The organism is Flavobacterium glycogeni (genome assembly GCF_048286775.1).
Classification (GTDB): Bacteria; Bacteroidota; Bacteroidia; order Flavobacteriales; family Flavobacteriaceae; genus Flavobacterium.
Map to the genome: position 1 here is coordinate 209,128 of NZ_JBLVPV010000007.1, position 14,650 is coordinate 223,777.

Sequence of the window (14,650 nt, forward strand, 5' to 3'; positions counted from 1 at the left end):
CTGTAAAAATAAATTTTGACGATGATAAGAGTTCACAATAGAAAAAAAAGCATTGGCTTTTTTTCTATGTCACCTAAATTTCGACTGTTCGGAACAGATTTAAATCAAAAATTAAATTAAATTCTATGTTTCTATGTGGTTTAATTTTAATGCGTTTGGCCTGCTTATATCACTTATATGGTTTGACTTTTACTTTTTGAATATTTTCGATAAAACACCAAAAGCACCTCTTATAAAAGTAGCACTTGTTAATACTTTTAAAACTGATTTCCCTACTACACTCGCTGTACTCGGGCCTTTACTTTCTTCTTTTTCAGATGTTTTTTCCTGTTCTTGTTCTGCTGTTTCCTGTTCGATAACGGCAATTTTTTTATTCAGCATTTCGTAAGCACTTTCGCGATCAATAAGTTCGCTGTATTTTTTTACCAGCTTAGATTTGTTATTAATTTCCTGAATCTCACTTTCGGTTAAAATATCCATTCTGCTCATAGGTGCACGCATCATCGTTGCTGCAAGTGGTGTTGGAATTCCTTTTTCGTTCAATGCAGTGACTAATGCCTCTCCAATTCCAAGACTTGTCAAAACTTCATCTGTTTTGTAATAGTCAGAAGTAGGGTAGTTGTCGGCAGTTTGTTTGATGGCTTTTCGATCATTTGCTGTAAAAGCCCTTAAAGCATGTTGGATCTTTAAACCCAATTGCGCCAAAACACCACTTGGGATGTCCATTGGGTTTTGAGTGACGAAGTAAATCCCGATTCCTTTGGAACGAATCAGTTTTACAATCGTTTCTATTTGTTCTAATAATGCTTGGCTGGCTTCATTGAAAATTAAATGAGCTTCATCGATAAAAATAACTAATTCTGGTTGATCCGAATCTCCTTTTTCAGGCATTTGCTGGTAGATTTCGGCTAATAAACTCAACATAAATGTCGAAAATAATTTTGGTTTGTCTTGAATGTCAGTCAATCGTAAGATATTGATATATCCTTTACCATTTTCATCAATGCGCATTAAATCCTCCACGTCAAAAGACATTTCGCCAAAAAACAGATCGGCTCCTTGTTGTTCTAATTCTATTATTTTTCTAAGAATTGTGCCTGTTGTTGAAGTAGAAATCTTGCCATAATGTTCCTCAATTTCGTCTTTTCCTTCTTCGGTGATATAGTTGATTATTTTTTTGATGTCTTTTAAATCTAATAAAGGCATTTTATTATCATCGCAATATTTAAAGATAACAGAAACGACACCAGCTTGAGTATCATTTAAGTTAAGGATTCTAGAAAATAAAACCGGTCCAAACTCAGAGATAGTAGCGCGAAGACGAACTCCATTTTGTTCAGACAAAGTCAATAATTCAACTGGAAAACTAGACGTACTATAAGGTATATTTATTTTAGCATGACGTTCAGTAATAAATGGTTTCTCTTCGCCTTCTTTGGCTATGCCACTAAAATCACCTTTTATATCCATCATCAATACAGGAATCCCAAAGGATGATAATTGTTCAGAGAGTATTTGGATAGTTTTGGTTTTCCCGGTTCCGGTAGCTCCGGCAATTAATCCATGACGGTTTAAGGTTTTTAGGGGTATTTTTACAGGTGCGTTGGGCAAAGCTTCGCCATCTAATATCGCTCCGCCAAGAGTAATTCTTTCTCCTTTAGAGTTATATCCGTCTGTAATTTGCTGTATAAAATCTTCTTTTCTGCTCATAATAGGTTTAGATTTAAATCATTTGCAAGGTATTATATTTTTTATAAAACCTGAAATTTTAGTGTATACTGCAGTTTTCCTGCTTTTTTATTGTTAATAACACAAAATATTAGTTTTGATTAATAAGAAGAGGTTGTTGAAATATTATGTTAATAATTCATAAAAAAACACGTTATTTTTTATAAAAGAGTAGATTTGTTTGAGTATTTTGATATAAATGCAACGTTGTGAATTGTAAATGTATTTTTTAAATAAATTTAATTATAATAAAATTAAAAAAAGTTTTTTTATTTAAACTAAAAATATAAATTTGCTCCTCTACAAGTTTATTATAACTAAAGATAAATTATTTAAAACTATTAAAATTAAAAAAAATGGCAAACGTTAAAAAACAAAACGATTCAAAAGGAGGAGGAATGATTTCAGGAATCATTATTGTAGCATGTGTTTTTGTAGGATGGTTAATATGGCAATTTATAATGGGTAATGGCGCAAATTTTGAAGGCGGTGTTAATACAGGTCACCCATTACCAGGAAATATGTTAGCAATGGTATATAAAGGAGGACCTATTGTACCAATTTTGTTAGGATGTCTTTTGATGGTGGTTGTGTTCTCATTTGAACGTTATGCTGTGATCTCAAAAGCAGCTGGTACAGGAAATCTTGATAAATTCATGACAAGTGTACAAAAAGATATTAAAGAAGGTGATATTGAAGGAGCGATTGCTGCATGTGACAAACAAAAAGGATCTGTTGCAAATCCAATAAAATCAGCTTTATTGAAATACCAAGAAGTTAAAAAAGAAGGTTTAGATAGCGAAGCTGCTGCTGAAACTATTCACAAAGAAATAGAAGAGGTTACTTCATTAGAAATGCCAATGTTAGAGAAACACATGACTATTCTTTCTACAATGGTATCATTAGGTACACTTGCAGGTTTGTTAGGAACGGTAACTGGTATGATTAAAGCATTTAGTGCATTGTCTGCTGCTGGTACTCCAGATTCATCTGCACTTGCAAATGGTATTTCTGAAGCATTGATTAATACGGCTACAGGTATTGCTACTTCTGCTTTAGCAATTATTGCTTACAACTTTTTTACTTCTAAAATTGATACTTTGACTTACTCTATTGATGAGGCTGGTAATACAATTGTAAATACGTACAGACATTACAGAAGTACAAAAAAATAATTAATAATTTAATTTACAAGGAAATAGAGATCTGGAAAACAGATTCTATTTTCTTGTAAGTATAAAAAAATATATTAATGGCTATAAAAATGCAAAAAAAAGCTGGGTCTACTGATATGACAGCTATGTGTGATGTCGCTTTTCTTTTGTTGTCGTTCTTTGTAATGACAGCAACAACTAAGATACCGGAAGCGCTGCCAGTAGATACGCCTGCATCAGTTGTTCAAACTAAGTTGCCAGAAGATAATTTAGCTATTATTACTGTTGGAAAAGGAAAAGTTTTCTTTGACTTAAAAGGTAGAGAAGTTAGAAAAAAGGCACTTGAGTTAATGGGTCAAAAATACGGTGTTGTATTTACGGAAGAAGAATCTGCGAAATTTGCTTTAATGGAAGGTATTGGAGTTCCAATTACTAGTTTGAAGCAATTGATTGCAATGAAGACTGCGGACAGAAGTAAACCGGGTTTACAGCCGGGTGTTCCTAAAGATTCATTGAATAATCAATTACATGATTGGATTTACAATTCTCGTATTGCAAATATTGATATTAATGACAAAGAATTGCAACTTGCTATAAAAGGGGATGCAAAAGAAGAATATCCTGCGATTAAACAAGTTATGGATATTTTACAAGACCAGAAAATCAATAGCTTCAATCTGGTTACCGGTTTGAGAGCAAAAGATAAATAACTAAAAAAATACACTAAAATGGCTGAATTAAATACCGGCGACGGTGGAGGCAAAAAAGGTGGAAAAGTAAGAAGTAAAAAATCAAACTCAAAAGTAGATTTAACTGCTATGGTGGATTTGGCATTCTTATTGATTACATTCTTTATGCTTACGACTACGTTGTCTAAACCGCAATCGATGCCTTTGGGTTTGCCAGATAAAGAAGATGATAAAAATAAGGATAAGCCAATCAAAGTTGATGAAAACCGTACCTTGACGGTTTTATTAGGAGACAATGATAAGATGGTTTATTATATGGGTTTATTAGCGACTCCAATTGCTGGTCCTAAAGATATTTCTTATGGTAAAGAGGGTATTCGTAAAGAATTATTGAAAAGAAAAAAATCAGTAGTTGAATACACTGGGAACAAAGACAAAGGTTTAATAGTAATTATCAAACCAAGTAAAAAATCAAATTACCGTAATTTAGTAGATATACTAGACGAGATGGCAATTGTAGGAGTACCTTCAAATGCAATTGTAAATGATTTTTCTCCAGAGGAACTAAAATTGTTAGAAGGTAAATAAGATTTTCGTATTTACTCTATAACCTAATAATTAAGAAAAATGAAATTAGATATATTCACAAACCAATGGCTTGATATTGTATTCGAGGGACGCAACAAGGCCTATGGGGCTTATGAGCTAAGAAAATCAAATACCAAGACTAATATTAAAGCTCTTATCATTGGTGCTTTAGTTTTCGCTTTTGCAGTTGGTGCCCCGCTTATTTTAAATTTGCTGCCGGATTCTTCGGATGCTGATGAGACTTTAGATACTAAAATTGTCAGTATCAAATTACCACCTAAAGAAGAAATAAAAAAAGATGTTCCACCGCCGCCACCACCGCCACCAAAAGTGGATCAGGTGAAATTTGTTAAACCAGTGGTTGCAAAAGCGGAGGAAGTTACTGAAGAACCACCTAAAACTGTCGAAATTAAAGATAAAAAGTTAGGTGCTGAAACTATTAAAGGAGATCCAGATGCTGTTTTAACTGTTGAGCCGGTAGGTACTGGAACTGCAGCTGTAGTAGAAGAGGTTGATAACCAAATTTATAACACCGCAGGTATTGAGGTTAAACCTGATTTCCCGGGAGGAATTGATAAGTTTTACAAATTTGTTGGTAATAACTATCAAACTCCAGAAGAAGAAGGATTGAAAGGTAAAGTTTATGTTACTTTTGTAGTTGAAAAAGACGGTTCTTTGACTGATATTAAAGTGATTAGAGATATCGGTTATGGAACAGGAAAAGAAGCGATCCGTGTTTTGAAAAAATGTCCTAAATGGACACCAGGTGAGCAAAATGGTAAAAAAGTGAGAGTACTTTATTCTCTTCCAATTACTATTCAATCTGCAGAATAATGTTGAATAACATACTTAATAATATTAAGAAGAAATCGCTTAAAGAGCGATTTCTTCTTGTTTTAGGAATTTTGTTTTTTCTACTTTACCTTGTTTTGGGTTTATTTATTATCTTTATGAAGAATTTTCCTCTAGCAATGGAACCTACTTATAGAGTAGCTTTTGGGGCTTTACTTATTGTATATGCTTCTTTTAGATTCTTTCGAATTATTAATGATAATAATAACTAGATCATGAAAAATTATTCTAAACTTCCATATTTTATTTTATTTTCACTGGTAATATTGGTATTTGCTTGTAATCAAACGAATAATAAAAAAGGAAATGAAACTATACTGAAAGGTTCAACCACAATCTATGTAGATGAGACTTTAGCTCCTATTATTGAAGATCAAGTAGCCGTGTTTGAAAATGAATATGAGGCTAAAATAAAACTTGTCGCTAAATCTGAATCTGAAACGGTTAATTCTTTATTTAATGAAAAAGCTGCAATAGCTATTTTGTCTAGAAATTTGACAACTGAAGAATTGAAGATTTTTAAGCAAAGAAAAATTAATCCAAAAATAACTATTTTTGCTACAGATGCTGTAGCTTTTATCTCTAATAAAAACAATAAAGATACTCTTGTAGCGTTAAAAGATGTTATTAGTTTTATGCAAGGAAAACCGGTAGCTTCAATTAAAGGATTAGTTTTTGATAACCTAAACTCAAGTACGGTACGTTACATGAATTCTTTGGCTGGAATAAACGCTATCCCAGAAAAGGGTGTTTTTTCATTTAAATCTAATGATGAAGTTATAAAATATGTTTCAGAAAATGATGGTATGATTGGAGTAGTAGGAGTTAATTGGCTTTCTCAACCACTTCCGGCAATGCAAAAATACGTTGATAATGTTAATACTTTAGGTGTAAAAGGACTTAAAAGTGATGACTATTATATTCCATCACAAAATAACATAGCGGAAAAAAAATATCCTTTGGCACGTGATTTGTATATAATCAATTGTCAAGGTTTTTCTGGATTAGGAATGGGCTTTGCTTCATTTGTTGCCGGAGATGTCGGACAAAGAATAATTTTAAAATCTGGATTACTGCCGGTTCGTATTCCCACAAGGAAGTTTACGATAATTGGTAAAAACCAAAATGATGAAAAATAAATTAATTATAATGAAAATGAATAAATTCACAACTTTTAGTGTTGCCTTATTGGCTTCAGCTTTTACGACACAAGCGCAAGACATTAATCAAGCAAAAAAAGCTATTGATGCTGAGCAATTTGAAAGCGCAAAAACGATATTAAAATCAATTATCAAAACAAAACCAAGTAATGGTGCTGCTTTCTTTACTTTAGGGAATGTGTATCTTACACAAAGTGTGGAAGATTCTGCTAAGATTTATTTTCAAAACGGATTAAATACATCTGAAGGGGCTAAATTGAACTATATTGGTTTAGGTCAAATGGATTTAGATAAAAATGATGCGACAGGTGCACAGGCTAAATTTGCTTTGGCTACTAAAGACATCAGAAAGAAAGATGTACAAGAGTATGTTTACATTGCGAGAGCTTACATGAATGTTGCAAAACCGGATTATAAAAGTGCAATTGCAATTTTGAACCGCGCTGTGATAAACAATCCTCAAGATGCTCAATTGCAACTTGCCTTAGGAGATGCTTATTATGGTGATGGAAAACAAAATGAAGCTTATGTAGCTTACAGAAGTGCTTTTCAAGCAGATAATACTTTGCTAAGAGCTAAAATGCAATTGGGTGTTTTGTTGAAAGGTGCTAAATCTTATGACGAAGCTTTAAAAGCATATAATGAAGTAATTGCAATAAATCCTAATTATGGACCGGTTTACAGAGAATTAGCTGAAACATATTATAAAATTGCACGTAACAAACCTTCTCAAGCTGCTGCAAATTATAAAACGGCGATAGGTTATTATGATAAATATATGTCTTTAACAGATTATTCTATTCACTCAAGAATGCGTCGTGCCGATTTCCTTATTTTGGTAGAAGATTATGCAGCTCTTGAAGTTGAAGCAAATAAGATGATTGAATTGGATAAAGTTAATCCAAGAATCTACCGTTATTTAGGATATGCTGCTTATAAAAATGGGAATGTTGATGTAGCTATTAAATCATTGGAAAGTTTTATCACAGCTCCTGGAAATAAAGCAATTGCTTTAGATTATTTATATTTGGGTTTAACCAAAATTAAAAAAGGAACTAGTGCTGATGGATTATCAATTGATCCAGTTGCTCTTAACGCTGGTTTAGTAGATATTAAAAAGGCAGTTGAAATGGAGCCTTTGGCAGTTCAAGATTTAAGTGAAGTTGGTAAAAAATTATTTACACAAAAATTGTACAAAGAGGCTGCTTCAATTTTTGAATTTGGATCTAATGTTATGGATTCAAAAACATATCTTGATGATAATGTTTATTATGGTTTATCAAATTATTATGCTAATAATAGTAAAGATACAAAACCGGATGTTATTGCTTTACAAAAAGCAGATGCTGCTTTCGAAAAAGTATTAGTGGCATCGCCAACATATCATGAAGCATATCTTTATAGAGCAAGAACAAATAGATTGCTTGAAAAAGATGACGTTATGACTAAAAATTATGAAGAGTATGTAGCTAAAGTTACTGCTTTAGGTGCTGAAGAAGCTGCAAAACCTGCGGTGAAAGCTAAAATCATTGAGTCATACAATAATATTGCAGCCAGTTATGCTAATACGGATAAAGCAAAAGCAATGGAATATTTCAAAAAAACATTAGCGCTCGATCCTGCTAATGCTTATGCAACTGAATCATTGAAAACATTGAAATAAGATATTTGTTTCTTACATATTAAACCGATAGTTTTTTGACTATCGGTTTTTTTGTTTTTAATGGTATTCGAAATACTAATTTTAAAAATAACCAAGTTAGATCCTTTTTTGTAGAATCATTATGGGTCGTAAATTTCTGTTTTTTAAAGTTTATTGTTTTAGTTCCTGTTTTCAAATTGTCTCATTTTCAAATTAACTATCTTTGCACTTTAAAATTAAATAATGTTATCAAAAGAAATACAATTAGAAGTTAATAAAGGTGCCATGCTACCATTAATGGAAGAATTCTATACTATTCAAGGGGAAGGATTTCATACAGGAACTGCTGCATACTTTATTAGAATAGGCGGATGTGATGTGGGTTGTCATTGGTGTGATGTTAAGGAAAGCTGGAATGCTGAATTACATCCTCCGACAGGTATTGATTTAATAGTTACAAATGCAAGCAAATATTCGGAAACTGTTGTTGTCACTGGTGGTGAGCCTTTGATGTGGGATATGAATTTGCTGACGCAAAAGTTAAAAGAAAATAATAGAAAAGTTCATATTGAAACTTCAGGAGCGTATCCGCTTACAGGAAATTGGGATTGGATTTGTTTGTCTCCAAAGAAAAATAAATTGCCAACACAAACTGTTTATGATAATGCACATGAGTTGAAAGTTATCATTTACAATAAACATGATTTTATTTTTGCCGAAGAGCAAGCTGAAAAAGTAAATGACAATGCTATTTTATTCCTACAACCTGAATGGAGTAAAAAAGAAGAAATGACTCCGCTTATAGTGGATTATGTGATGAACAATCCGAAATGGCGCGTTTCTTTACAAACCCATAAATATTTGAATATTCCATAACAATCGGTAATGTCGCTAGAATGAATTACGCTATAATTCTTGATTGATCTCTTTTTTTATTAATATTTGATCTATGCCTTTTTTACACTTTATAAAATGAAAAATCACTAAAATTAAATACATAGTATTGCATTAAATCTAAAAAAAAACCTTTATTCTTTTTTTTGCTGATTATCAGATGATTTATGTTTGCTTTTTTCTTACATTTAAAAAAAAATAATACGATGTATTTAAGATCAATTTCAATAATTTGTTTTCTTGTTTTTCAATTTTCTACAGCTCAAAATGGAGATGTTAATAATAATCTTTATGATTACCAAACAGTGGAATATCAGCCACAATATGCGGGAGGATTTAAAGAATTCCTTAAGTTCATTGCTAAAAATTATCGAACTCCTGATGTAGAGGGATTGTTTGGAGTAGTAAAAATTGATTTTGTAATTGAAACTAATGGGAGTGTAAGCTCTGTAAAAGTTATAAAGGACATTGGAGAAGGGACAGGAGATGAGGCTATTAGAGTTTTGTCAAAATGTCCAAATTGGTCTTCAGGAGAACAAAACGGAAAAAAAGTGAGAGTTGTATATCATAATTTTCCGATAAACATAAGGAATTAGATTTTTATATTGAATTTAAGAAAGAATTAAATTCATAAAAATTTTTTCTTTAATTCCGTAATATGTGCTAAGTGATGGTTTCCATGCCAAGCATAAGTTCCAATTATTTCCTTAATTTTAAATTCCTTGTTGTTCTCAGGATGAATAAAGGTTTTTTCTAAATCTGATATAGATAGACTATTCATTAAATACGCTAAGCGAAAGTGCAAACCTTCCAGAAAAGAAAGAGTAGGTCGAATAGGCATTGTCAAATTATCATGTAATTCTGCCCAACGATCTTCATGATAAAATTTTATTGTTGGATTATCTTCGGTCAGCGCCCATTTGATTCTGATGAAACAATTCATGTGACTGTCCGCGCAATGGTGAATCACTTGACGAATCGTCCAGCCGTCTTGTCGATATGGTGTTTCGAGTTGTTCTTCGGTTAAATGAAGCACTTCTTTTTTCAATCGTTCTGGGAAACTGGCAATTTCTGCTATTTTAGTATTGAGATAATCGCTAGAATAGATTTCCGGGACGATAAATTTCCCGATAGGATAACGTAATTTTTCTAATGTTGAGTTTTCCATACTATAATGTGTTCTTTTAAATCGAAAGCTTCGCTAAATAGTCATAATGTTCCCCTTCAAGAATTAACTCGCTTTGTAATCCATTGGCGAAAGCCGCATTTTGTAAAGTGTTATAATCCAAGTAAAGCCAAGGGAATTGGTCTTCTTTTTCGTTTTTATAACGTATTGTAAAGGTCAATTCACCGTAATAACCGTTACTTGGGATCCATTTTCCGCCATCTTCATCATTATCAAACATATAAATTATATCCGAAGAATCAATAAGAATTTGTCCGTTTGGATTAAGTAAGCTTTTTAGTTTCTGTAAAAATTTAGTGGTTTCTTTTAGTGTTCCAAAAATACCGGTTCCATTCATTAATAATAAAATGGTATCAAATTTATTTTCTGGATTATTAGAGTCCATTTCAAGAATGTTCTGAACTTGAGTATTTTTTAAGCCTCTTAGTTTACAAGCTTCAATTGCATTTTGAGAAATATCAATCGAATGAACATCAAGATTTCTTTCGTTTTGTAAATACAAACTATGACTTCCTGCGCCACAACCTACATCCAAAATTTTTCCCTTCGCAAGTTGTAAGGCTTTCTGCTCCAGTTTTGGCATTTCATTATAAGAACGAAATAGATATTCAACACTCATTTCATCCTCTTCAGAAATAGAGGTTTCCGTGATTAAATCTTCCGGGGAATTATTAGTTTGAAAATCGAGTATGGCTTTGCCAAAAAGGTCTTTCATTGTAGTTGATGTGTTAATTTAGTAATTTGTTGATTTGTTTTAAGTAATTTCGCGGAATGTTTTATCGAATAACCGAAAAAACAAATCTACGAATGAACAATATTTTAAACAATCTTCCTAAAGAAGCCAAAGATAAGCATATCGAAAACAAAAAGTATTTCGATAAGTTGAAAAAGAAGACGCCAAAGAATTTGGATTACGTGATGCAAGATTTGCATGACGCCGAATTTAAGAAAACGGATTGTTTAAAGTGTGCAAACTGCTGTAAAACTACTGGGCCATTATTTACAGATGCGGATATTGAGCGTGTTTCAAAATATTTTCGACAAAAACCACAACAATTTATCGAGCAATATCTTCGCATTGATGAAGACAGGGATTATGTGTTGCAAAGTGTGCCATGTACTTTTCTGGATAATGAAAATGCATGCATGATTTATGATGTTCGCCCCAAAGCGTGCAGAGAATTTCCGCATACGGATAGAAAAAAGTTTCAACAAATCACTGATCTAACATTGAAAAACGTAGCTATTTGTCCCGCTGCATTTAACATTGTTGAAGAAATGAAGAAGAAAATGCCTTTATAATTAATGTAAAAGACTGTCTTTCTTGGTTTTTAATAGATCAAATATTTCAATCTCATTTCCTTAAACTCAATTAACCCTTTCTTCCAACTTTCTCTTATTTCTGTTTCCGAAGTTCCAGCTTCTATTTGCTGTTGTAGTTTTTTAGTTCCTGCAAGTTTGGTAAAAAAAGGATTGAAGAATTTTGATTGGTCAGTTGTCGACGCATAGGCTTTAATCAACCATTTTAATTCCAGTCGATTTACTTTTGTAGCTATAGATAAATCTTCTCCGTAACATTCTATGCCATTGTAAACAGGATTTTGTGCTCCAAAATTTGGTTTCGGAATAAAAGTGAAACTGTTTTTCGGTAAATAAGGAGAGCCATAAATTTGAAATTGTTTTTCAGTTCCTCGTCCTACGCTTACATTCGTACCTTCAAAAAGACACAAACTTGCATATAAATTCACGGCTTGATCGTTCGGAAGATTCGGTGAAGGTTTTACGGGTAAGCTATATTTCATTTTTCGATTGTAATTGATACATGGAATTACTGTCAATTTACATTGTACTCTATTTTTTAACCATTTTTCACCATTAATCATTTTGGCATATTCGCCAATTGTCATCCCATGAAGCAAAGGAATAGGATGCATACCCACAAAACTGGTGAATGCTGTCTCAAGAATTGGGCCGTCCACAATACTTCCGTTAGGATTTGGTCGGTCAAGAATTAAAAGTGGAATATTATTTTCGGCACAGGCTTCCATTATATAATGCAACGAAGAGATATAGGTGTAAAATCGAGCGCCTACGTCTTGCAAATCAAAAACCATAATGTCAATTCCAGCTAATTGCGCGGCTTTCGGTTTTTTATTGTCACCATAAAGCGAAATAATCGGGAGTCCAGTTTTAGAATCTTTACCATCAACGACATGTTCGCCTGCATCAGCAGTTCCACGAAAACCGTGTTCTGGTGCGAATATTTTTTGGATTGCTATATTTTTTTCTAAAAGAAAATCCACTAAATGTATTTTATTAGAGAGAATACCGGTTTGATTGGTTGCAATTCCAATTTTCTTGTCCTTTAATAATGGTAAATAGTTGTTGTAATTATCTGCCCCAGTCTTTATTTCTGTTTTTGGATTGTCTTTAACTATTTCTAAATCCGATTTTACATTTTCCCTTGCATCTGTTTTTCTGGCAGAACAGGAAGTCGAAACGATTGTTAAGAATATAAAGCTAAGCGATATTTTAAAAAATGAGTTCATATATAGGTTCAAATAAAATTAATGTCAATTAGTGTAATTCGTGTTTTAGCTGTATTTTTGGCTTTAGCAACGCAAACTGGCGAAGCAAATCCAAATTAGAAACGCAATCAAATTGAATTTAGAATATTTCATCGCCAAACGACTTATAACTGCTAAAGATTATAAAAGTAGCATATCTGCGCCAATTATAAAAATTGCAATCTCGGCAATTGCCATTGGTATGATTATGATGATTGTTTCAGTAGCAACCGGAATTGGACTGCAGCAAAAAATCCGTGAAAAGGTTTCAGCCTTTAATGGGCATATCATTATTTCGAATTACGACAATAATCAATCCGAAGTCACATTAGTTCCAATTTCTAAAAAACAGGATTTTTATCCAAAGTTCACATCTGTTCCTGAAGTTAACCATATCCAAGCCATTGCCAGTAAAGCTGGAATTATTAGAACCGAAACTGCTTTCGAAGGAATTATCTTCAAAGGAGTGGGGAACGATTATAAATGGGATAATATAAAGGAGTACATTGTTCAGGGGAGAATTCCAAATAGCAAAGGGGATTTAAATGAAGAAGTTGTGATTTCTCAGTTTATTGCAAATAGATTGAATTTAAAAGTAGGTGACGCATTCAATACTTTCTTCATGAAAGAGAAAGGATATAACCTGAGGAATTTTGATGTTGTTGGAATTTTCAATTCTGGTTTTCAAGAATTCGACGCTACCTATATAATAGGAGATATTCGCCACATGCAGCGCATCAACAAATGGGCTCCAGATCAAATCGGTGCTTTCGAAGTTTTTGTAGACGATTTTAATACTATAGAATCTACCGGAGAGCAGGTTTATGCACAAACAGCATCGACATTAGACAGCAAAACCATAATCGAGAAATACAGTTATATTTTCGAGTGGCTTCAGCTATTCGATTTCAACATCATAGTAATATTAGCAGTCATGATTCTTGTTGCCACAATCAATATGGTAGTGGCGCTATTGGTGCTGATTCTCGAGCGAACCCAAATGATAGGAATTCTAAAGGCTTTAGGGGCTAATAATTGGTCTGTTAGAAAAATATTTCTTTACAATGCCTTCTATCTTATAGTAAGAGGACTGCTCTGGGGAAATTTAATCGGAATATCACTATTGCTAATCCAGCAACAGTTTGGCGTAATCCAATTGAATCCTGAAAACTACTATGTCAATCAAGCGCCTGTCTACCTCAATTGGGGATACATACTTTTATTAAATCTGCTTACCGTGACCGTTTGTTTTCTGGTATTGTTAATTCCGTCCTATATCATAACCAAAATTTCACCGGTCAAAGCCATACGTTTCGATTAGAATATTCTTTTTGGCGTTCCTGATTATATAAAGCGAGGCAATTATCTTAGCGGGTAGTTGCCTCTCTTTATATAATGAGTCGGGCTATACGCTACAAGTCCTCGTCCCGCCAAAAAAAGCGGGACTGTGGGCTTTTCGCTTTTATCCCTAACGCGGGCAGCGTTTCATCGACTATGTGATTTAGGCAAAAATGAAATCTCATTCACAGTATGGTATGTGTTACCTTATATATAGGAACGAAGTATCTACTTAGAATACTATATTTCTATTCCCTATATATAACGATACCCACGGTTTTTTACCCATTTCGTCTCCCTCTCCTTCGGAGAGTCCCGTCCCTTTCCTTCGGGATCGGGACGGGAGAGGAAAAAACTTTCGACTTCAAAAGCCGTATTTCCAGCGAGTTAAATCGAGAGTTAAAAAAACATTAAAAAAAGGTATTTAAAAAGCTTGAATAACGGGATAAAGGTGGTAGTTTTGCACCCGCAATGACGCAGACGTTCTTTAACAAACTGACAAGTAATACGAATTAATCAAGAAAATTTATTTTCTAAAAAAGATTCAAAAAAGCTTGTGAGATTAGAAAACGCTTGCTACATTTGCACCCCGCAAAACAAGCGAAGTTCCTTGACAAACTGCTAAGAAAAAAAGAAGAAAAACGGAAATAAAAATTTCAAAAAAAACTTCAAAAATTTCTTGCCAGTTAAAAAAAGAAGTTGCACTTTTGCACCCGCTTTGAGAAACACTTTAAGAAGTGCAAACGAAGGGAAAAACAAAGAAGAACACGTTCCTAGACATATTGAATTGACAGCCGTTTTAAGAGAGATCTTAAAACAAAAGAATAAGAGTAATAGAATCGAGAGATTTGA

14 protein-coding genes are annotated in these 14,650 nt (G+C 33.0%); 10 read left to right on the plus strand and 4 right to left on the minus strand.

Annotated features, from left to right (window positions below; all coding sequences use genetic code 11):
* Nucleotides 1-189: 189 nt before the first annotated feature.
* Nucleotides 190-1,710, minus strand: coding sequence for a helicase HerA-like domain-containing protein (locus ACNQGX_RS08295; protein WP_417975440.1), 1,521 nt, complete (start codon nt 1,708-1,710; stop codon nt 190-192).
* Nucleotides 1,711-2,084: 374 nt separating this feature from the next.
* Here ACNQGX_RS08295 and ACNQGX_RS08300 point away from each other — a divergent pair, with 374 nt between their 5' ends.
* The 8 genes from ACNQGX_RS08300 (at nt 2,085) to ACNQGX_RS08335 (ending at nt 9,303) form a co-directional block, all read left to right on the plus strand.
* A complete protein-coding gene (locus tag ACNQGX_RS08300; RefSeq protein WP_417975441.1) occupies nt 2,085-2,903 on the plus strand; it encodes a MotA/TolQ/ExbB proton channel family protein in 819 nt (272 codons plus the stop codon).
* Nucleotides 2,904-2,980: 77 nt separating this feature from the next.
* Nucleotides 2,981-3,592, plus strand: coding sequence for a biopolymer transporter ExbD (locus tag ACNQGX_RS08305; protein WP_417975442.1), 612 nt, complete (start codon nt 2,981-2,983; stop codon nt 3,590-3,592).
* 18 nt (nt 3,593-3,610) lie between these two features.
* Nucleotides 3,611-4,159 (plus strand): ExbD/TolR family protein, encoded by a 549-nt coding sequence (locus tag ACNQGX_RS08310; RefSeq protein ID WP_417975443.1) that lies wholly within the window; start codon nt 3,611-3,613, stop codon nt 4,157-4,159.
* Nucleotides 4,160-4,198: 39 nt separating this feature from the next.
* Nucleotides 4,199-4,993, plus strand: a complete 795-nt coding sequence (locus ACNQGX_RS08315; protein ID WP_417975444.1) for an energy transducer TonB — start codon at nt 4,199-4,201, stop codon at nt 4,991-4,993.
* Between the two features lie 233 nt (nt 4,994-5,226).
* Nucleotides 5,227-6,150: a PstS family phosphate ABC transporter substrate-binding protein gene (locus ACNQGX_RS08320; protein ID WP_417975445.1), complete on the plus strand. Its 924-nt coding sequence runs from the start codon at nt 5,227-5,229 to the stop codon at nt 6,148-6,150.
* Nucleotides 6,140-7,834, plus strand: a complete 1,695-nt coding sequence (locus ACNQGX_RS08325; RefSeq protein ID WP_417975446.1) for a tetratricopeptide repeat protein — start codon at nt 6,140-6,142, stop codon at nt 7,832-7,834. The genes ACNQGX_RS08320 and ACNQGX_RS08325 overlap by 11 nt, the downstream gene beginning before the upstream one ends.
* A gap of 222 nt (nt 7,835-8,056) precedes the next feature.
* A complete protein-coding gene (locus tag ACNQGX_RS08330; RefSeq protein WP_131991650.1) occupies nt 8,057-8,689 on the plus strand; it encodes a 7-carboxy-7-deazaguanine synthase QueE in 633 nt (210 codons plus the stop codon).
* A 224-nt stretch (nt 8,690-8,913) separates the two neighbouring features.
* On the plus strand, nt 8,914-9,303 hold the full coding sequence (locus tag ACNQGX_RS08335; RefSeq protein ID WP_417975447.1) for an energy transducer TonB: 390 nt from the start codon (nt 8,914-8,916) through the stop codon (nt 9,301-9,303).
* Nucleotides 9,304-9,335: 32 nt separating this feature from the next.
* Here the strand turns inward: ACNQGX_RS08335 and ACNQGX_RS08340 are convergent, their stop codons facing one another.
* Complete coding sequence (locus ACNQGX_RS08340; RefSeq protein WP_417975448.1) at nt 9,336-9,875, minus strand: YfiT family bacillithiol transferase; 540 nt, start codon at nt 9,873-9,875, stop codon at nt 9,336-9,338.
* 16 nt (nt 9,876-9,891) lie between these two features.
* Nucleotides 9,892-10,608, minus strand: a complete 717-nt coding sequence (locus ACNQGX_RS08345; protein ID WP_417975449.1) for a class I SAM-dependent methyltransferase — start codon at nt 10,606-10,608, stop codon at nt 9,892-9,894.
* A 92-nt stretch (nt 10,609-10,700) separates the two neighbouring features.
* Here ACNQGX_RS08345 and ACNQGX_RS08350 point away from each other — a divergent pair, with 92 nt between their 5' ends.
* The gene (locus ACNQGX_RS08350) at nt 10,701-11,195 is read left to right on the plus strand and encodes a YkgJ family cysteine cluster protein (protein WP_417975450.1); all 495 of its coding nucleotides are present in this window, start codon (nt 10,701-10,703) and stop codon (nt 11,193-11,195) included.
* Nucleotides 11,196-11,224: 29 nt separating this feature from the next.
* Here the strand turns inward: ACNQGX_RS08350 and ACNQGX_RS08355 are convergent, their stop codons facing one another.
* Nucleotides 11,225-12,442 (minus strand): exo-beta-N-acetylmuramidase NamZ family protein, encoded by a 1,218-nt coding sequence (locus ACNQGX_RS08355; RefSeq protein ID WP_417975451.1) that lies wholly within the window; start codon nt 12,440-12,442, stop codon nt 11,225-11,227.
* A 112-nt stretch (nt 12,443-12,554) separates the two neighbouring features.
* Here ACNQGX_RS08355 and ACNQGX_RS08360 point away from each other — a divergent pair, with 112 nt between their 5' ends.
* Nucleotides 12,555-13,781 (plus strand): ABC transporter permease, encoded by a 1,227-nt coding sequence (locus ACNQGX_RS08360; protein ID WP_417975452.1) that lies wholly within the window; start codon nt 12,555-12,557, stop codon nt 13,779-13,781.
* Nucleotides 13,782-14,650 lie beyond the last annotated feature (869 nt).